Origin of the sequence: Agromyces ramosus, from assembly GCF_004216665.1 — a bacterium.
In the GTDB taxonomy this organism is placed as follows: Bacteria; Actinomycetota; Actinomycetes; order Actinomycetales; family Microbacteriaceae; genus Agromyces; species Agromyces ramosus.
This window is the reverse complement of the sequence record NZ_SGWY01000002.1, coordinates 49,982-68,757: the sequence shown is the minus strand read 5'-3', so window position 1 is coordinate 68,757 and position 18,776 is coordinate 49,982. Positions and strand designations below refer to the sequence as shown.

Here is an 18,776-nt window from a genome sequence, read left to right as displayed (position 1 = left end):
TTCGCGCCACGATCGGTATTCCGGGGATCTGCCCACGCTGAGCACGGTGCTCCCGCTGGGATTCGAACCCGAAACAGAGCCGCGGCGACGTGCGGCCGGCGCTCGAGAACCGCGGAAATCCGGGTCATAGTAGGGGCTTGAAGATCGGTCCGAACCGCCTGGTTCGCGAGCGGTTGTTGCCATTCTGTTGCCACCGAGAGCGATCGGGCCGGCGATGAAGGTCAGCCGGCTTGGTGCTGTTGGATCCAGCTGACCGCAAGCTCGGTGCTGACTCGGTCGGGCGTTCTACGCTGCCGCCACGGCCATGTGCGCGTGTTGTCGAGCACTGCGCCGTGGTCCAGGAATGTCCAACGTGTCGATCGGCCAAGGCCATGCCATTCCTCGCGGAGCACGGCTCGGCTCGCCTGCGCGGCGACCCAATCGGAGGCTCGCTCCGCGAAGGCCTCGGGCGTTGTCGTCTTGTCGGGGCTGGTCAACGGAATGTCCCCGTCGGTACCGCCCGTGTCGTCGAGGTAGGTGATGTCACCCCAGCTGCATTCGAAACCCAAGCCTTCTTCGACGTCGAGGAACTTGATCCAGAGCCACCGATACTCCGTGGTGAGATGTGCCAACTCGACACCAACGAAGGGAAGCGCGAGTGGGATCGCCGCGGATTGTTCTGCCGTGATCCCATAGGCACCCCAAGATGGCGCGAGCGTTCGCAACCTTTCCAGGAATCGTCGATCGGCTGGCGTGTTCTCTGTCGCGCCCAGAAACCACCGTGGTTCGGGAGTCATCACCGCCCCATCTTCCACGCACCGGCAAAGTTCGTCACTGTCCTGACAGGAGGTTCAGCCACTGATCCTGCGCTCGATGCGAAGGGCACCGATCCCACTGACAGCCGGACCCACATCGTTCGTCCGGTACACCTCGACAGCTGCGAAGTCGTATCCAAGCTCGAGCTCGACCTGGGAGAGCGCCGCACGAGCAGACACGGTGGGCGGGTCGTCCGGACAGCTGCAAAGCACGATCACCTCGCGGAGGCCGCCGCCGCCTTGCGCCAAGCCGTGCACCGAATACCAATGCCGCTCCTCGAATTGAGCCCGCGTCCAGTACTCGTCGAAGAACGTGCCAGGCGGCGGTTCGGCTCGCAACCTGTCGAGTATTTCGTCCAGACGGTCCGGGTCCAGCGGTGGTCGCCGGAACCACGACTGATCATGAAATGCTTCGCTCTTCGGCGAGCCGAGCCGAACGATGCCCGAAGCCCTATTGCGCTTGAACTGTTCGATGGAAGTCGTGTACGACAATTCAGCTGGACGGTCGTAGGGCACGGCCGGGCCGAGCTTGGGTTGATCCTCGAAGTGCTCGACGCGCACGAAGCCGTCGAACCCGGGATTCGCGTCGCGTCCCGGCGTCCAAACGAAGCTCATTCCTTCGAAATTGCGACGCAGCGTCCAACGGAATACCTGGAGCTCACCGCTCACACGCGGTGAATCAGGGACGATCACACTCGTCGGCACACTATTCTCCCTTGCTTCAGACCCGGACACCGCCCAATCCGCAATCAACATCGTCGATCCTCGCTCAAATCTGAGCCACTACGCCATCGTCGCGCCGCCTGAACCATTCTCTACGTTCGCCTACCTCCGCTCCCCGGCCGCCTGATCCACCCCCTTCCCTGTCCCGCCGCCTCTGCTTCACTTCCCAACCTCCCCCAGGAAGACGAAGGATGAGTGGGGGAGGTTGGGAAGCGGGCGAAGCCCGGCAGAGGCGGCGGGACAGGGAAAGACGTGGGCCATCTGTTCGTCCACCTATTCGCGGCCGGTGAACAGCCAAGTGCCTGTCGCCGACGGCGACCACTGCATTCGCGACGGCTCGATTTCGGGCCGCTCTCTCGCGATTCGATCGATGCGGGCGCTTCGCCGTCGCAACCTGTGGACAACTCGTCGCCGCTCTCCTCCCAGGGGGTCGTTCACCGTACCCCTTATAGAAACAGGAAGGAACAGAACAAACAGCAAGAGAATCAGTACGCGCGCGAGCGCGAGAAATGCGGGTGTGGCGAGCTCGACGGCGGTGGGCCGAACAGCGAGATGGATAGCCTGAAGTCTGTGCGCATGATCTCAGGGTTGCCGTCGGTGATGAGCGAGATCGGCCGCTGCCGTGGGTAGCATCCACGCCTACACCGCGGCCGGCGGCCGCCGCTATCGAGTCCTGTTCCGCAAGCCGGACAGAACGCAGGGACAGAAGCGGGGCTTCAAGACCAAGCGAGATGCGGAGCTCTACCTCGCAGAGGTCGAGGTCTCCAAGGCGCGCGGTGAGTTCATCGATGCGACGGCCGCACGAGTCACCGTCGGCGCGCTGGGCGCCGAGTGGCTGGCGTCGCAGCAGCACGTGCTCAAACCGTCGGCGTTCGCGCCGCTCGAGTCGTCCTGGCGGCTGCACGTCGCGCCCGTGTGGTCCGAACGGCCCGTCGGCAGCCTCCGCCACACGGAGATCCAGGCGTGGGTCTCAGACCTGAGCCGGTCGATGAGCCCGACGAGCGTGCTCCGGGCCCACGGCATCCTCGCCGGAACACTGGATGGTGCGGTGAAGGATCGGCGGATCCCGGCGAATCCGGCCCGTGGGCTCACGCTCCCCCGCAAGACGGGAAAGCCCAAGATATACCTCACCCACACGCAGGTGCAGCTCCTCGCCGACGCGTCCGCGCATCCCACCCTGGTGCAGTTCCTGGCCTACACGGGACTGCGTTGGGGTGAGGCCACCGGACTGCGAGTCAAGCACCTCGATGCCCTGCGACGGCGCGTAAAGGTCGAGGAGAACGCGGTCAAGGTGAACGGGGTCATCCACGTCGGCACGCCCAAGACGCACGCGACGCGCTCCGTGCCGTATCCGGCGTTCCTGTCCGAACCCCTCGCTCGGATGTGCGAGGGCAGGGGGCGCGACAGCATCCTGTTCGGCGACGGCGCGACCCACATGGTGCTGCCGCACTCGCAGCGCGGGTGGTTCACCGCGGCAGTAGGACGCGCACAGGCGGCCGATCCGGACTTCCCGCGGCTCACGCCTCATGACCTTCGCCATACGGCCGCGAGCTTGGCGATCAGCGCCGGCGCGAACGTCAAGGCGGTGCAGCGGATGCTCGGACACGCCTCAGCGGCGATGACGCTCGATGTGTATGCCGAGCTATTCGACCACGATCTCGAGGCCGTGTCGACCGCGCTGGATCAGGCTCGATCGGCCGCGGTTGTTGCCAAAGCGTTGCCACGGGCGCAGCCATCCACCGCTTCGATGCCCTGAATTCCGCGAGATCATGCGGATCTCGCGGAGCAAACAACGGTGCTCCCGCTGGGATTCGAACCCAGACTGCGGCGAGTTTAAGTCGCCTGCCTCTGCCGATTGGGCTACGGGAGCGCGGCGTCGCCCGCAGGCGGCGCCGCCTCCCACACTACTTCGCGGCGACCGGCTGGGCGTCGGCCTTCGCCTCTGCCGCCTTCGCCCCGGCTGGCGCGGCCTTGGCCTTGACGGCCTTCGGCGCGGGCTTTCCGGATGTCACGGCCGGCGCCGGCGCCGCGGCGGCCGGCGGCTTCGGGCGTGCGGCGAACTCCTCGAACGACGCGCGAGGCTGCTGCACCGCGGAGAGCGACACGATGTCGCGGCCGAGCCAGAAGTTGTTCCACCAGCCCCAGAACACGCGGAACTTGCGCTCCCAGCTCGGCATCGCGAGGCCGTGGTAGCCGCGGTGCGCGAACCAGGCGATGAGGCCCGTGAGCGCGAGCTTGCCCGACTGGAACACGCCCGAGCCGATGCCGAGGCCGGCGACGGCGCCGAGGTTCTTGTGGAAGTACTCCTTCGGCTCCTCACCGCGCAGCACCGCGACGATGTTCTTCGCCATCAGCTTGCCCTGGCGCACGGCGTGCTGCGCATTGGGCACGCAGTAGCCGCCGACGCCGCCGCCCGAGAGGTCGGGCACGGCGGCGATGTCGCCGGCCGCCCAGGCGTCGGGAACGAAGTCGTCCTCGTCGCCCACGCGGAGGTCGGCCCGCGTCAGCACGCGGCCTCGCTCCTCGACGGGGAGGTCGCTCGAACGGACGATGGCGGGGTTCGCCATGACTCCCGCCGTCCAGACGATGAGGTCGGTCTCGAAGGTCTCACCAGTCGAGAGCTCGATCTTGCCGTCGACCGCGCTCGAGAGCTGCGTGTCGAGGTGGATCTCCGCACCGCGCTGGGCGAGGTGCTTGATGACCCAGTGGCTCGTCTCGAGCGAAACCTCGGGCATGATGCGGCCCATCGCCTCGATGAGGTGGAAGTGGGTCTCGTCGAAGGTGAGCTGCGGGTAGTACTCGAGCAGCGCGCTCGCGAAGGAACGGAGCTCGGCGAACGCCTCGATGCCCGCGAAGCCGCCGCCGACCACGACGAAGGTGAGCAGGCGTTCGCGCTCGGGGCCGGGCGGGAGCGTGGAGGCCTTGTCGAAGTTCGTGAGGACCCGGTCGCGGATGTACACGGCCTCCTCGATCGACTTCAGGCCGACCGCGTTCTCGGCGATGCCGGGAATGGGGAAGGTGCGCGAGACGGCACCGCCGGTGACGACGATCACGTCGTACTCGAACTCCCACGGTTCGCCCACCTCGGGCGTGATCGTGGCGGTCTTGGACGCGTGGTCGATGCGCGTGACCTTGGCGGTCACGACGTTCGTCTTCTTGAGGTGGCGGCGCTGCGACACCACCGCGTGACGCGGCTCGATTGAGCCTGCGGCGACCTCGGGCAGGAAGGGCTGGTACGTCATGTAGGGAAGCGGGTCGACGACGGTGACCTCGGCCTCGCCGGGCCGCAGCCACTTCTCGAGTTTCCACGCCGTGTAGAACCCCGCATAGCCACCGCCGACGATGAGAATCTTGGGCACGGTGAATGGACTCCTCAGTTTGTTACGTGCGGCCTGGTGCGCGCGATCACTGCTCGCGAGTGCGGACAGTCCGCCTGGTATGCCGAGTGGCGCCGATGCCCAACAGCGCTGCTAGCGTACCAAATCCGGCGACGAGCGAGAGCGGGACGGTGATGTAGGCGAGCGTCCACGCGGTCGGCAGAAGCGTCTGCGCGCCGTCCGAACGGGGCAGTGGTGGGTCCGCGATCGGCACGATCTCCTGTGCCTCCTCTTCGGTCGCCGGAGCCGGGGCGTCCGCTCGGCGGTGGATCGTGATCCATTCCGCAAGGCTTCCGAGCGGGCTCGACTCGACCTCGGGGACCTCGGCCGTCAGCGCGGTGACCGGATCGATGATGCCCCACCCGTACAACGGGCTCGGCACCTCGTGGCCGTTGGGATCCGCCGTGCGAATGAGTCGCTCGATGACGTTCGCGGCGTCGAGCTCGGGGTACTCGCTGCGGATCAGCGCGACGAGGCCCGACACGATCGGCGCTGCGGCGCTCGTGCCGCTCCACTGCACGTAGCTTCCGTCGGGCAGCACGCCCACGAGGTCCTCACTGGGTGCCGCGACCGCGATCGTGATGCCCTGGGAGCTCGCGTCGAAGCTCGCGTTCTTCTCGCGGTCGACTCCGGCGACCGTGAGCACGCCCGGGATCGTCGCGGGCGCGCCGACCTCGCTCGTGCCGCTGCCCCGGTTGCCCGCGGCGGCCACGACCACCACGTCGTGCTCGAACGCGTACGTGAACGCGTCGTCCCAGCTCTCGGGCCAGTCCCGGGTGTTGCGGGTGAGCGACATGTTGATGACGTCGGCGCCGCTGTCGACCGCCCAGCGCACCGCCTCGGCGATCTGGTCGTCGTTCGACTTCTCGGCACCCGTGTCCTGGCCGAAGGCGACCGACGCGGTCAGCAGGTCCGCCTGGGGCGCGACGCCGATCACGCCGTTCTCGTTGCCGGTGCCACGGCCGGCGAGGAGCGAGGCGACCATCGTGCCGTGGTTCGGGTCGTCGCCGACCGGTGTCTGCCCGTTCGGCGTACCGAGGCCCGAGACATCCGTGCCGCCCGTGACCGCCCCCTTCAGCTCGGCGACCTCGCCGTTCACCCCGGTGTCGATCACGGCGACGGTGACGCCCTCGCCGCGGGACGTCTCCCACGCCGTCGTGAAGCCGTAGTCGTTGAGCCAGTACTCGAGGTCGCGCACGGTGTCGGCATGCGCCGGCGTCGCTCCCGCGAGCGCGATGAGCGTCGCCGCGGCGACCGCGGCCGCACCTCTCGCGAAGGCCGCGAGAGGCCGTCGGCGGTCGGGCCTGGTCACGCCCGGCCTCCGGTGTCGTCGTCGGCGGGGTCCGCCGGGTCGGGCACGTCGACCCCGTAGTCGGGGCACTGGCACACGTCGGGCGACCACGACGACCGCTCGAGCGCGATGTCGCCGATCGGATTCGCGCCGGGTCCGGCCGAGAGGGAGTGGGCCGCCAGCGCGTGCAGGCACTTCACGCGGGTCGGCATGCCGCCCGCCGAGATGCCGACGAGCTCGGGCACGACCGCGATGGACTCGCGGTCGGCCAGGTAGTCGCGGTGGGCTCGCTCGTAGGCGGCCCGCACCTCGGCATCGGCGGCGAGCAGCTCAGTGCACTCCACCATCACCTGGGCCGCCTCGAGGAACGACATCGCCGCGGTCGCCACCGGATGCGTGAGGTAGTACAGCGTGGGGAACGGCGTGCCGTCGGACAGGCGCGGCGCGGTGGCCACGACGGTGGGGGCGCCGCACGCGCATCGCGCGGGGATGCCGACGACGTCGCGTGCCGGACGCCCGAGCTGGGCCGACACGATGCGGATGTCCCGCTCGCTCACGGGTTCGAACGGCGGCCGGGTCATCGCTCGCCCATCCCGACGGGCGCTCCGGCGGGCACCTCGGCGGGAGCCGTGGGCGCGGGAGCGAGTCCCGCGGTCATCACGGAGTCGAGCAGGGTGCGCATCCAGTCGCCCTTCGATTCGGTCACTTCTGCCGAGACCGCTGCGGTGGCGTCGGCCTTGGCCGCCTCGGTCCGGTCGTCGATGACGAGGTAGCTCACCTCGCCGGGCATCACGTAGTACAGCCGCTCGCGCGCCTGGGTCATGATGAACGTCTCGTCGTTCCAGCGCTCGCGCTCGTCGCGCAGGCGCTGCACCTCCTCCTCCTGCTGCGAGACGGCGGCGCGAAGCTCCGCGATCTGCTGGCGCTGCTGCGCGAACGCCGCGATCGTCGGTGCGAGCACCACCACCGCGAGCACGAGCACACCCATCATGATGAGCGAGAAGCCTGAGAATCGGATGCCGCTGAGCCATCCCGAGCGGTCCGTGGGCGTCGTGCCGCCGGTCGCCGGCTTCGCGGCAGTGCCGGCCCGCCCTTGGCGGGACGCGGGCTTCGACCCGCCGCGCGGGTCGCCCGAGGATCGCGGCGGGCGCGGAGCATCCGGATGCATCGCCCCTCCTCACCGACCCGGAGAGGAGAACGGGGGCGGCCCCGCGGCCGCCCCCGTCACGAGATCCAAGCCGTTCAGGCCGTGAATCGGGGGAACGCCGTGCGGCCCGCGTACACCGCGGCCTCACCGAGTTCTTCTTCGATCCTCAGGAGCTGATTGTACTTGGCGACTCGCTCGCTCCGGGCGGGCGCGCCCGTCTTGATCTGGCCGCAGTCGGTCGCGACGGCGAGGTCCGCGATCGTCGTGTCCTCGGTCTCGCCCGAGCGGTGCGAGAGCACGGCGGTGTAGCCGGCGCGCTGGGCGAGCTTCACGGCGTCGAGCGTCTCGGTGAGGGTGCCGATCTGGTTGACCTTCACGAGGATCGAGTTGCCGACGTGCCGGCCGATGCCGTCGGCGAGGCGCTTCGGGTTGGTCACGAACAGGTCGTCGCCGACGAGCTGCAGCTTCGTGCCCAGCGAGGTGGTGAGCTCGGCCCAGCCGTCCCAGTCGTCCTCGGCCAGCGGGTCCTCGATCGAGATGAGCGGGTAGGCGTCGGCGAGCTCGGCGTAGTAGGCGTTCATCTCGGCCGCCGTGCGGTCCTTGCCCTCGAAGCGGTACACGCCGTTGTCGAAGAACTCGGTCGCGGCGACGTCGAGGCCGAGCGCGATGTCGGTGCCGAGCGTGAAGCCGGCCTTGCCGATCGCCTCGGCGATGAAGTCGAGGGCCGCGCGGTTGTGCTCGAAGTCGGGTGCGAAGCCGCCCTCGTCGCCGAGGCCGGTGGAGAGGCCCTTCGACTTCAGCAGGCTCTTCAGCGCGTGGTAGGTCTCGACGCCCCAGCGGAGGCCCTCGGAGTAGGTCGGCGCGCCGATCGGCAGGACCATGAACTCCTGGATGTCGACTCCGGTGTCGGCGTGTGCGCCGCCGTTGATGATGTTCATCATCGGCACGGGCAGCACGTGGGCGTTCGGCCCGCCGAGGTAGCGGAACAGCGGCAGGTCGGCCGAGTCGGCGGCGGCCTTCGCCACGGCGAGGCTCACGCCGAGGATGGCGTTGGCGCCGAGGCGGCCCTTGTTCTCGGTGCCGTCGGCCTCGATGAGGGCGGCGTCGACGAGGCGCTGGTCGGCGGCGTCCAGGTCTTCGATGGCCGGGCCGAGCTCGTCGAGCACGGCGTCGACGGCCTTCTGCACGCCCTTGCCGAGGTAGCGGTCGCTGTCGCCGTCGCGCAGCTCGTACGCCTCGAAGGCGCCGGTCGACGCGCCCGAGGGCACCGCCGCGCGGGCGAGCGACCCGTCGTCGAGGAGCACCTCGACCTCGACGGTCGGGTTGCCGCGAGAATCCAGAATCTCGCGGGCGCCTACAGCTTCGATGAATGCCACAGTGAACTCCTCTGTGATGGGGGGTGTGCGTCGGACGACTCCGTCGTGATCCGCCAGTCAGTCTAGTGACGCGCCGGCAGGCGTGACATTCCGCGAGGGTGCCCCGCTCAGGCGGTGAGTTCGCGGAACGCGAGCGACGAGGCATCCGTCGTCTCGCTCGTCACGGTGGCGAAGGCGTCGAAGCCGTCGGCGGTCACGCGGTCGAGCAGGGCGCGCAGGTTCTTGACGCGGCGCTCGAACCGCACGCGCGCTCCGGATGCCACGAGCTCGTGCTTCAGCGCGAGGAGGGACGCGGGAGCGACGTCGGCGTCGTACACGAGCACGACGGCCCGGGGGCGACCCGCGTCGCGCACGGCGAGGAGGTCGACGATGCGCTCGAAGCCGATCGAGAAGCCGCACGCCGGCACCTCCTGCCCCAGGAAGCGCCCGATCATGTGGTCGTAGCGGCCGCCGCCGCCGAGCGAGTAGCCCAGGTCGGGGTGCGCGATCTCGAAGATCGTGCCCGTGTAGTAGCCCATGCCGCGCACGAGCGTGGGATCGAACTCGATCGCGGCGTCGGGCAGTGCGGCGCGCAACGCGAGCAGCTCGTCGTACGCCTCCCGGTCGAGCCACGCGGGCGGCGCGACGACGCCGTCGGCGAGATGCCAGCCCGCGTTCATCAGCGACTCGAGCTCGGCCGCGACGTCCACGCCCGTCGTGACGACGCCGAGCTCGCGGAGCTCGGCCGCGACTCCCCCGGCACCGATCTTGTCGAGCTTGTCGATCGTGATGAGCGCGCGCTCCCGCAGCTCGGCCGGCACGCCCCACGATCCGAGGATCCCGGCGAGGATCCGCCGGTCGTTCAGGCGGATGGTGCATCCGCCGAGCCCCAGCGCGTCGAGCGTCGCGACCGTGGCGGTGAGCAGCTCGAGCTCGGCCAACGGGCCCGCCTCGCCGATGATGTCGATGTCGCACTGCACGAACTGGCGGTAGCGGCCCTTCTGCGGGCGCTCGGCCCGCCACACCGGCGCGATCTGGATCGCGCGGAAGACCGGGGGCAGCGCGGCACGGTGCGTCGCGTAGAACCGCGCCAGCGGCACGGTGAGGTCGTACCGCAGGCCGAGGTCGGCCAGCGAGAGGGCATCGCCGGATGCCGCGGCCGCGGCGAGGTCGTCGGGCGTGAGGCCGCGCTTCATCACGGCGAACGCGAGCTTCTCGTTGTCGCCGCCGAGGCCCGCGTGCAGTCGCGACGAGTCCTCCATCACGGGCGTCTCGATCTCGTCGAAGCCGTGCGCCGCGTACACGCCGCGGATCACGCCGAGGGCGTGCTCGCGCCGCGCCTTCTCGGCGGGCAGGAAGTCGCGCATGCCGCGCGGAGGTGTGACGGATGCGGCCATGCCGATCATTCTTCCAGCATGCGGGCGGGGGCCCGTGCGCGGCGAGGTGACGGGAGCGGTCGGGTCGGCGATCCCGCCGGGCGCCTCAGCCGAACAGGTCGAGGTCCACGCCGCGGGTGCGGGCGGCGCGTTGCAGCGCCTCCGCCTCGTCGATCCCGACCGCGAGGTAGACGCGCAGGCCATCGGCGTCGCCGCGCAGGAGGTACTCGTAGTCGGTGGTGACGATCACCTCGTCGTCGGCGTCGAGGTAGCTCCACCGCACGCGAACGGTCGTGATGCGGTCGGTGAGGGCGCTCACGGCGCGGATCTCGGGCACCGCGGACTCGAGCCCGAGCATGCGGTAGAGCGGATACGACGACGCGAGGCCGGCGGCCATGTCGGCACGGCTCTCGAGTGCGCCCGCGAAGTCGTCGGTGACGATCATCCCCGGGAGGCCCCAGAGCGCCGCCGTGGCGTCGGCGTCGAACTCGCGGAGCGCGGCGGCGTACGCGTCGAAGAACTCCGCGATCCGTTCCTCCTCGATGCCCATGTCCCCTCCTCGTCGATGCCTCCTGCCCCGACGGTACGCCGACCCGGCGGCACGCGCACCCCTCCACGCCGGGACCTGCCGTCGCGATCCGCGCCGCCGCTAGACTCGACCGACTGCGGCGGCGAGGAGGCATGGGTGGGCGGAATCACGGTCGAGGGGGTCGCCCGCGCATTCGGCGACGTGCACGCGGTGCGCGACGCCAGCTTCTCGGTCGAACCGGGACACGTGGCGGGCCTGATCGGACCGAACGGCGCAGGCAAGACCACGCTGCTGCTGATGCTGGCGACCCTGCTCGCCCCCGATGCCGGCACGATCCGCATCGCCGGCCACGACCCCGTCGCCGAGCCGCGCGCGGTGCGCGAGCGTATCGGCTGGATGCCCGACGCGCTCGGCTCGTGGCCGTCGCTCACGGTGCGCGACGCGCTCGCCACGAGCGCCCGCATGTACGGACTGACGCGGGACGCGGCATCCGCTCGCGCCGCAGAGCTCATCGACCTGGTCGACCTCGCGCCGCTGGCGGATCGACCGACCCGGGTGCTCTCGCGCGGACAGAAGCAGCGCCTGAGCCTCGCCCGCGCACTCGTGCACGACCCCGACGTGCTGCTGCTCGACGAGCCGGCGTCGGGGCTCGACCCGGCCGCCCGCGCTTCGCTGCGGGAGCTCGTGCGCCGGCTCGCCGGCGAGGGCAAGACGCTGCTGGTGTCGAGCCACGTGCTCGCCGAGCTCGAGGAGATGGCGGACACCGCGGTCTACCTCGCGGGCGGCGTGACGGCGGCCGCCGACGCGGTCGCGCGCGCCGGCCGCAGCGCCCGGCAGTGGCGGGTGCGTTCGCTCGACCCGCTGCGGCTCGACGAGGCGCTCACCGCGGCGGGCTTCGGCGCCGTCGCCCGCATCGACAACCTCGGCGCGGTGGTGCCGCTGTCGAGCGAGGCAGATGCCGCGCAGCTCCTCGCCCACCTCGTGGGCGTCGGCGTGCCCGTCTCGTCGTTCGCCCCCGCGGTCGGCGACCTCGAGCACGTGTTCCTCGACCTCAATCGCGCCGGACCGCCGCCTGCGGCACCCGGCTCCGACGCCGCCACGCCCTTCGGCGACTCCGGCCCGGCCGCGCCGGGCGAGGCCCGCGCATGAGCGGCTTCCTGGGCGGCATGTGGCTCATCGTCACGCTCGACCTCAAGCAGCGCGTGCGCGGCGTGGCCTGGTACGTGCTCCTCGGCGTGTTCGTGCTGCTCGTCACGATCGTGACCGCCCTGCTCGTGCTCGCGACGAACGCCTGGGACGACGGCGGCGGGGGCGTGTTCTCGACGATCGTGTTCTTCGTGCTGCTGCTCGGCACGCTCGTCTCCCCCGCTCTCAGCGGCAACGCGATCAACGGCGAGCGCGATGCCGGCACCCTCGCGACCACGCAGGTCACGCTGATCAGCACGGCGCAGCTGGTGGTCGGCAAGTGGGTCGCCGCCTGGCTGACGGCGTTGACCTTCCTCGCGGCATCGCTGCCGTTCCTGGTCTTCGCGGTCGCGCTCGGCCAGGTGTCGGCTGCGACCATCGCGATCTCGGTGCTGGTGCTCGCCCTCGAGCTCGGCATCATCGCGGCGATCGGCGTCGGCCTGTCGGGCCTGCTCACGCGGCCGCTCTTCTCCGTGACTGTGACCTATCTCGTCGTGGCCGCCCTCAGCGTCGGCACGCTCATCGGATTCGGACTCGGCGGCGCCGCCATCCAGACCACGGTGCGGCAGACCTACATCGGCGTCGACTGGCGGGAGCTCGAGGAGGAGGGCAACCCTCCCGTGGGCGAGCGGCCCCCCTGCCTCCCGCCCGAGGTGCGCGAGTACCCGACGCCCCGGCTCGACCTGGTGTGGGGCTTCCTCGCCGCGAACCCCTACGTCGTCGTGGCGGATGCCGCGCCGGGCTCGTTCGACGAGTTCGGCAGCCCCCGCGACCTCTTCGGCTGGATCGCCGTGGGCGTGCGGAGCGCCCAGCACGCGCCCGACACCGACGCCGTGATCGACGAGTGCGCGGACTGGCGCCCATCGGGCGAATGGGTCTCGCCCGACACCCAGACCCCACGCGAGATCTACGAGCGCTCGGTACCGTCGTGGTTCGTGGGACTCGCGGTGCACGCACTGCTCGGCGCCGGCGCCCTCGCCTGGGCGTGGAGCCGCACCCGGGTGCCGGCGAAGCGGCTGCCGGCCGGGAGCCGGGTGGCCTGAGGCTCAGGCGTTCCGCGGCGCGAACCCGCGGTCGTCGCCCGCGGCCTCGGCCTCGCCCGCGGCCTCGACGGCACGCACCTCGTCCTCGAGCCCGCGCATGGCGCCCCGCAGGGCGCGCTCGGCGTCGAGGCCCTGCGAGCGGGCGGATGCCACGAGCGCGAGCAGCGTGCGCCCGAGCTCGTCCTCCGTGGCGGGCGGCGCCGGCGGTGCGGCATCCGTCGCCTCATGCGGAGTCGGACCGACGGCGACGCCGACCTTCGCGGCCTTGCCGAGCACCTTCTGCGCCCGGGCGAGCGCCGGCATGCCGCGCGGGATCCCGTCGAGCACGCTCGTGCGGTGCGGCTTCTCGTCGGCCTTCAGCTCGTCCCAGAACGAGACGACGTCGTCGGCGGTCTCGGCCGTGCGGTCGCCGCCGAAGACGTGCGGATGCCGCGACACCATCTTGGCCGTCATGTGCGCAGCGACGTCCTGGATGTCGAAGTCCTCGCCCGGCGTATGGGCGGCGAGGTCGGCGTGGAACAGCACCTGGTAGAGCACGTCGCCGAGCTCCTCGATCATCTCGTCGCGGTCGCCCGACTCGATCGCCTCGATGAGCTCCCAGCTCTCCTCCACGAGGTACTGCAGGAGGCTCTCGTGGGTCTGGTCGGCGTCCCACGGGCAGCCGCCGGGCGCGCGCAGCAGCGCCACGGTCGCGACCAGCTCGTCGAGCGCCGAGGCATCCGCCGACCGTTCGATCGGCGAAGCCGAGATCGTGCGCTCGGCCTGGTTCCGGATGTCGCCCACGATCGCTCCCTCCGACGGCGGGCGCACCTGCGACCTGCCGTCCCCGCCAATGCTAGGCGCTGCCGATGGCAGCCCCGATAGGATTGGCGGCGGAGTGCCGGGAAGGCTGGTCGGCCGACGTCGAACGTCGTCGCCATCCGCTCGTGCCCGGCGCGGCATCGCACGCTGCACCGAGACTTCCCGACAGGAGTCCCATGAACGTCCTCCGCTCCGAGCGATTCGCCGCCGCACTGCTCCTCGTCGCGGCCGTGCTCGGCCTCGCCATCGCGAACCTGCCGTTCGGCTCCGCCGTCATCGACGTGATGGACGCCCACCTCGACCTGCCGTGGCTGGGGCTCGACCTCTCGGCCGGGCACTGGATCAGCGACGGGCTGCTCGCGATCTTCTTCTTCATCGTCGCCGTCGAGCTCAAGCGCGAGCTCGTCATCGGCGAGCTCAACTCGCCCTCGCGGGCGATGCTGCCCGCGATCGCCGCGCTGGGCGGCGTGATCGTGCCCGCCGCGATCTTCCTCGCCTTCACCGCCGGCACCCCGACCGTCGACGGCTGGCCGATCCCGACGGCGACCGACATCGCGTTCGCGCTCGGCGTGCTCGCGGTGTTCGGACGGTTCCTGCCGACTCGCGTGCGCATCTTCCTCCTCGCGCTCGCGGTGCTCGACGACCTCATCGCGATCCTCATCATCGCCTTCTTCTTCACGAACGACGCCGACCTCGCCGCGCTCGGCTTCGCCGCCATCGCGATCGCGCTCTTCGGCGCAGTGAGCCGGCTCATGAAGCCGCGGTCGAACTGGATCCTGTCGCGCCGGGCGCAGTGGCCGATCATGCTGCTGCTCATCGTGCTCGCCGTGCTCGCGTGGTACTTCGTCTACCGGTCGGGCGTGCACGCGACCATCGCCGGCGTCGCCCTCGGGCTCGTGATGGCCAGGCGCCCCGCCGGCCGGGCCGCCCACGCACTCGAACCGTGGTCGAACGGCGTCATCCTGCCGTTGTTCGCCTTCACCGCCGCGATGGTGCCCGTGCCGCAGGTGTCGCCGAGCGAGCTCGACCCCGCGTTCTGGGGCATCCTGGTGGGCCTGCCCGTGGGCAAGATCGTGGGCATCACCATCGCCGGCGCGATCGGCGGGCTGATCGCGCGGCCGAGGACCGGCACCCCGCTCACGCTCGGCGACCTCGTCGTGGTCGGCGCGCTCGGCGGCATCGGGTTCACGGTGTCGCTGCTCATGAACGAGCTCGCGTTCGCCGGCCTGGAAGGCGTCGCCGACGAGGGCACCCTCGCCGTGCTGCTCGGCTCGGGCGCGGCGATCGTGCTGTCGGCGATCTTCGTCGCGGTGCGCTCCCGCCAATACCGGCGACGCGGCGAGCGCGCCGGCACGGGCGGCGCCTTCGCGCACTGACCCCGGTTCAGGCGGTGGCGGATGCCTCGGGCGCCGGCGCCGCGGCATCCGGAATCGGGAAGATCGCCGTCACGAGCTTCGACACCCAGTCGATGAGCTCGGCGTCGTCGAGCGGTTCGCCGCCGGGCATCGGGAACGGCACGAGGATCACGTCGTTCTGGGCGAAGTGCTTCGCGCCCGGGTAGAGCCGCTCGAGCCGGACGCGGCGCGAGTCGGGGATGTCCGCCGGCGCGATCCGCAGCTTGGAGCCGGTGGCGATGACGTCGGAGAGCCCGGCGAGCTGGGCCTGGCGGCGGAGGCGCGACACCGCGATGAGGTGCCTGACCGCGTCGGGCGGAGTGCCGTAGCGGTCGACGAGCTCGTCGAGCACCGCGTCGATCTGGCCCTCCTTCGCGGCTGGACCGCTCGCCGCGGACAGCTTCTGGTAGGCCTCGAGGCGCAGGCGCTCGGAATCGACGTAGTCCTCGGGGATGTGCGCGTCGACGGGGAGCTCGAGCCGGAGCTCGGTCTGGCCCTCGGCCACGTCGCCGCGGAACGCCGAGACGGCCTCGCCGATCATGCGCAGGTAGAGGTCGAAGCCGACGCCCGCGATGTGGCCCGCCTGCTCGGCGCCGAGGAGGTTGCCCGCGCCGCGGATCTCGAGGTCTTTCAGGGCCACCTGCATGCCGCTGCCCAGCTCGTTGTTGGCCGCGATCGTGTCGAGTCGGTCGTGTGCCGTCTCGGAGAGCGGCTTGAGCGGATCCCACAGGAAGTACGCGTAGGCCCGCTCGCGGCCGCGGCCGACGCGCCCGCGCAGCTGGTGGAGCTGCGACAGGCCGTACTTGTCGGCGCGGTCGATGATGATCGTGTTGGCGTTGGAGATGTCGAGTCCGGTCTCGATGATCGTGGTCGAGACCAGCACGTCGAACTTGCGCTCCCAGAAGTCGACCACGATCTGCTCGAGCACGTGCTCGTTGAGCTGGCCGTGCGCCACCGCGATGCGGGCCTCGGGCACGAGCTCGGCGAGCTGCGCCGCGACGCGGTTGATCGACGACACGCGATTGTGCACGAAGAACACCTGCCCCTCGCGAAGCATCTCGCGTCGGATGGCCGCCGCCACCTGCTGCTCGGAGTAGGGGCCGACGAAGGTGAGGATCGGGTGCCGGTCCTCGGGCGGCGTGGCGAGCGTCGACATCTCGCGGATGCCCGTGACGGCCATCTCGAGCGTGCGCGGGATCGGGGTGGCGCTCATCGCGAGGATGTCGACGTTGGTCTTGAGCTTCTTCAGCGCGTCCTTGTGCTCGACGCCGAAGCGCTGCTCCTCGTCGATGATGAGGAGCCCGACGTCCTTGAACTTCACCTGCTCGGTGAGGATGCGGTGCGTGCCGATCACCAGGTCGACGGTGCCGTCGGCGAGGCCGGCGACGGTCTCGCGCACCTCCTTGTCGGTCTGGAACCGGCTGAGGGCGCGCACGTGCACGGGGAATCCGGCGAACCGCTCGTTGAACGTCTCGAAGTGCTGGCGCACGAGCAGGGTCGTGGGCACGAGCATCGCGACCTGCTTGCCGTCCTGGATCGCCTTGAACGCGGCGCGGACGGCGACCTCGGTCTTGCCGAAGCCGACGTCGCCCGCGAGCAGGCGATCCATGGGGATGGGCCGCTGCATGTCGGCCTTCACCTCGTCGATCGTCTGCAGCTGGTCGGGCGTCTCGGCGAACGGGAAGGCCTCCTCGAGCTCGTGCTGCCACGGGGTGTCGGGGCCGAAGGCGTGGCCCTTCGCGGCCATGCGGGCGGAGTAGAGCTTCACGAGCTCGACGGCGATCTCGCGCACGGCCTTGCGCGCGCGGCCCTTGGCCTGCGCCCAGTCGCTGCCGCCCATCTTCGAAAGCGACGGCGCCTCGCCGCCGACGTAGCGGCTGAGGAGGTCGAGCTGATCGGTCGGCACGAAGAGCTTGTCGCCCGGCTGGCCCCGCTTGGACGGCGCGTACTCGAGCACGAGGTACTCGCGCACGGCCGTGGGCTGCTGGGCGATTCCCGCCGTGCGGCTCGGCCCGGTGGGGCGGCTGCCGGTCGCGACCTCGCGCTGCACCATCTCGACGAAGCGGCCGATGCCGTGCGTCTGGTGCACCACGTAGTCGCCGGCCTTCAACTGCAGCGGATCCACGACGTTGCGGCGCCGGGTCGCGAGCTTCTTGTTCTGCCGGGGGTCGTAGCCGGCGGCGCGGCCGTAGAACTCGGCCTCGGCGATGAGTCCCAGCTTCGCCTCGGGCACCTCGAAGCCGCGCGCGGCGTCGGCCTGCACGAGGTAGGCGACACCCGGCTCGAGGTCGCCGGGAACCGCGTCGACGATGCGGGCCGCGAGCCCGGCCTCGGCGAGCACGTCGCGGGCGCGCTCGACGAGGCCGTGCCCCGCCGCTGCCACGACGAGCGTCCACCCGTCGCGGAGCCGCTCGGCGGCGTGGTCGACGGCGCCCGCCACGTTCCCCGCGAAGCTCGGCATCGCATTCGCGGCGACACGCACGTACTCGGACGCGACACCGGCCGCGGCCGCGGCGGCCGCGGCCGGTGACGATGCCGCGACGACCTCCGCAGCGTCTCCGATGTCGAAACTCGAGAATGTCCACCACACGCGGCGCGTGTCGAGCGTCCCGGGCGCGCTGAACAGCGCCGACTCGCGGAACTCGCGGATGGTGAGGAAATCCCCGGCGGCCAGGTCGATCGGCGCCTCCGCGCCCGCCGTCGCCGCACTCCAGGCCGCGCCGAGGAACTCCCGGTTCGTCTCGGCGAGGCTGACCGCTCGACCGGTGACCCGCTCGGGCTGCAGGACGGCGATGGCCGTGCCCTCGGGCAGGTAGTGGGTGAGCGGCACGAGCCGCTCGAGCAGCGCCGGCGCGAGCGACTCCATGCCCTCGACCGGGATGCCCTCGGCGACCTTCTCGAGCAGCCCCGAGAGGCTCGGGAACTCGTGCACCATCTCGCGGGCGCGCTGGCGCACGGCCGGGGTGAGGAGCAGCTCGCGGCTCGGGGAGAGCTGCACGCGTTCGATCGGCTCGGGCAGCGACCGCTGGTCGGCGACCGAGAACGAGCGGAGCTCCTCGACCTCGTCGCCGAAGAACTCGACGCGCACCGGGTGGTCGGCGGTGGGCGGGAAGACGTCGAGGATGCCGCCGCGCACCGCGAACTCGCCACGGCGGGCGACCATGTCGACGCGCGAGTAGGCGAGGTCGACCAGTCGGACGGCGAGCTCGGCGAGGTCGTACCCGCGGCCTCCCGCGACGAGCTCGATGGGCGCCAGCCCGGCGAGGTTGTCGGCGAGCGGCTGCAGCGCCGCGCGCACCGACGCGACGACGACGAGCGGATGCCGCGTGCCGGCCTCGGCCCACTCGTGCATCCGGCGCAGGGCGTGCAGGCGCCGCCCGACGGTCTCGGCCGAGGGGCTCAGCCGCTCGTGCGGCAGCGTCTCCCAGGCGGGGAACTCGAGGATCTCGGCACCGTCGAGGTACGGCGCGATGGACGCCCGCACCGACTCGCCCTCGCGGCTCGTCGCGGTGACGACGAGGAGCGCGGGCGGCAGGCCGGCCTCGGCGCGGCGCGCGAGGAGGCCCGCGAGGAGCGGCGCATCGATGCCGGCGGGCGCCGAGAAGTCGGCGTTCCGCAGGGCTTCGGCGAACGCGCGGTCGATCGTGGAGGCGCGCGCGAGCGCCGTGTTCAAGCCCTGCAGGATCACCCGACGAGTCTACGCGCGGCCTCCGACGCGCCCGCCGGCGTCCGCTCAGCGCGGACGCGCGGCGAGCACTGGC

At 70.9% G+C, this 18,776-nt stretch carries 15 protein-coding genes and 1 tRNA gene; 4 read left to right on the top strand and 12 right to left on the bottom strand.

The features are described 5' to 3' along the window. Positions 1-221: 221 nt before the first annotated feature. Both EV187_RS06850 and EV187_RS06845 read right to left on the bottom strand, forming a co-directional pair. A complete protein-coding gene (locus EV187_RS06850) occupies positions 222-779 on the bottom strand; it encodes a hypothetical protein (RefSeq protein ID WP_130352348.1) in 558 nt (185 codons plus the stop codon). A gap of 51 nt (positions 780-830) precedes the next feature. Further along, positions 831-1,550 (bottom strand): hypothetical protein, encoded by a 720-nt coding sequence (locus tag EV187_RS06845; protein ID WP_130352347.1) that lies wholly within the window; start codon positions 1,548-1,550, stop codon positions 831-833. Positions 1,551-2,139: 589 nt separating this feature from the next. Between EV187_RS06845 and EV187_RS06840 the strand changes: the two genes are divergently transcribed. Continuing rightward, the gene (locus EV187_RS06840; protein ID WP_130352346.1) at positions 2,140-3,273 is read left to right on the top strand and encodes a site-specific integrase; all 1,134 of its coding nucleotides are present in this window, start codon (positions 2,140-2,142) and stop codon (positions 3,271-3,273) included. A gap of 40 nt (positions 3,274-3,313) precedes the next feature. Here EV187_RS06840 and EV187_RS06835 read toward each other — a convergent pair. From EV187_RS06835 to EV187_RS06800, 8 genes are all read right to left on the bottom strand, one after another. Then, positions 3,314-3,387 (bottom strand) — tRNA-Leu (locus EV187_RS06835). A gap of 34 nt (positions 3,388-3,421) precedes the next feature. Continuing rightward, positions 3,422-4,876, bottom strand: a complete 1,455-nt coding sequence (locus tag EV187_RS06830) for an NAD(P)/FAD-dependent oxidoreductase (protein ID WP_130352345.1) — start codon at positions 4,874-4,876, stop codon at positions 3,422-3,424. 46 nt (positions 4,877-4,922) lie between these two features. Continuing rightward, positions 4,923-6,206, bottom strand: a complete 1,284-nt coding sequence (locus EV187_RS06825) for a S8 family serine peptidase (protein ID WP_130352344.1) — start codon at positions 6,204-6,206, stop codon at positions 4,923-4,925. After that, positions 6,203-6,766 carry a DUF501 domain-containing protein gene (locus tag EV187_RS06820; RefSeq protein WP_130352343.1) on the bottom strand — a complete coding sequence of 188 codons (564 nt, stop codon included), beginning with the start codon at positions 6,764-6,766 and terminating at the stop codon, positions 6,203-6,205. Before EV187_RS06820 ends, EV187_RS06825 begins: the two co-directional genes overlap by 4 nt. Further along, complete coding sequence (locus EV187_RS06815) at positions 6,763-7,353, bottom strand: FtsB family cell division protein (protein ID WP_130352342.1); 591 nt, start codon at positions 7,351-7,353, stop codon at positions 6,763-6,765. Before EV187_RS06815 ends, EV187_RS06820 begins: the two co-directional genes overlap by 4 nt. A gap of 74 nt (positions 7,354-7,427) precedes the next feature. Beyond that, positions 7,428-8,708 (bottom strand): phosphopyruvate hydratase, encoded by a 1,281-nt coding sequence (gene eno, locus EV187_RS06810; protein WP_130352341.1) that lies wholly within the window; start codon positions 8,706-8,708, stop codon positions 7,428-7,430. A gap of 107 nt (positions 8,709-8,815) precedes the next feature. Next, complete coding sequence (hisS, locus tag EV187_RS06805; RefSeq protein ID WP_130352340.1) at positions 8,816-10,084, bottom strand: histidine--tRNA ligase; 1,269 nt, start codon at positions 10,082-10,084, stop codon at positions 8,816-8,818. An 85-nt stretch (positions 10,085-10,169) separates the two neighbouring features. After that, positions 10,170-10,613, bottom strand: a complete 444-nt coding sequence (locus EV187_RS06800) for a DUF6841 family protein (protein WP_130352339.1) — start codon at positions 10,611-10,613, stop codon at positions 10,170-10,172. 135 nt (positions 10,614-10,748) lie between these two features. On the opposite strand from EV187_RS06800, the gene EV187_RS06795 reads away from it, so the two are divergent. Beyond that, a complete protein-coding gene (locus tag EV187_RS06795; protein ID WP_242609483.1) occupies positions 10,749-11,741 on the top strand; it encodes an ABC transporter ATP-binding protein in 993 nt (330 codons plus the stop codon). Further along, a complete protein-coding gene (locus EV187_RS06790; RefSeq protein ID WP_130352337.1) occupies positions 11,738-12,820 on the top strand; it encodes an ABC transporter permease in 1,083 nt (360 codons plus the stop codon). The genes EV187_RS06795 and EV187_RS06790 overlap by 4 nt, the downstream gene beginning before the upstream one ends. Before the next feature lie 3 nt (positions 12,821-12,823). Here the strand turns inward: EV187_RS06790 and EV187_RS06785 are convergent, their stop codons facing one another. Then, positions 12,824-13,603: a nucleoside triphosphate pyrophosphohydrolase gene (locus EV187_RS06785; RefSeq protein WP_341272750.1), complete on the bottom strand. Its 780-nt coding sequence runs from the start codon at positions 13,601-13,603 to the stop codon at positions 12,824-12,826. Positions 13,604-13,797: 194 nt separating this feature from the next. On the opposite strand from EV187_RS06785, the gene EV187_RS06780 reads away from it, so the two are divergent. Further along, positions 13,798-14,997 (top strand): Na+/H+ antiporter NhaA, encoded by a 1,200-nt coding sequence (locus EV187_RS06780; RefSeq protein ID WP_130352336.1) that lies wholly within the window; start codon positions 13,798-13,800, stop codon positions 14,995-14,997. Positions 14,998-15,004: 7 nt separating this feature from the next. Here the strand turns inward: EV187_RS06780 and mfd are convergent, their stop codons facing one another. Then, on the bottom strand, positions 15,005-18,703 hold the full coding sequence (gene mfd / locus EV187_RS06775; protein ID WP_130352335.1) for a transcription-repair coupling factor: 3,699 nt from the start codon (positions 18,701-18,703) through the stop codon (positions 15,005-15,007). Between the last annotated feature and the right edge of the window lie 73 nt (positions 18,704-18,776).

What these genes read in the sequence shown, in the direction of transcription:
- EV187_RS06845 (WP_130352347.1), bottom strand. Translation starts at nt 1,550, where the DNA reads ATGTTGATTGCGGATTGGGCGGTGTCCGGGTCTGAAGCAAGGGAGAAT.
- EV187_RS06820 (WP_130352343.1), bottom strand. Translation starts at nt 6,766, where the DNA reads ATGACCCGGCCGCCGTTCGAACCCGTGAGCGAGCGGGACATCCGCATC.
- EV187_RS06815 (WP_130352342.1), bottom strand. Translation starts at nt 7,353, where the DNA reads ATGCATCCGGATGCTCCGCGCCCGCCGCGATCCTCGGGCGACCCGCGC.
- hisS (WP_130352340.1), bottom strand. Translation starts at nt 10,084, where the DNA reads ATGGCCGCATCCGTCACACCTCCGCGCGGCATGCGCGACTTCCTGCCC.
- EV187_RS06800 (WP_130352339.1), bottom strand. Translation starts at nt 10,613, where the DNA reads ATGGGCATCGAGGAGGAACGGATCGCGGAGTTCTTCGACGCGTACGCC.
- EV187_RS06790 (WP_130352337.1), top strand. Translation starts at nt 11,738, where the DNA reads ATGAGCGGCTTCCTGGGCGGCATGTGGCTCATCGTCACGCTCGACCTC.
- EV187_RS06780 (WP_130352336.1), top strand. Translation starts at nt 13,798, where the DNA reads ATGAACGTCCTCCGCTCCGAGCGATTCGCCGCCGCACTGCTCCTCGTC.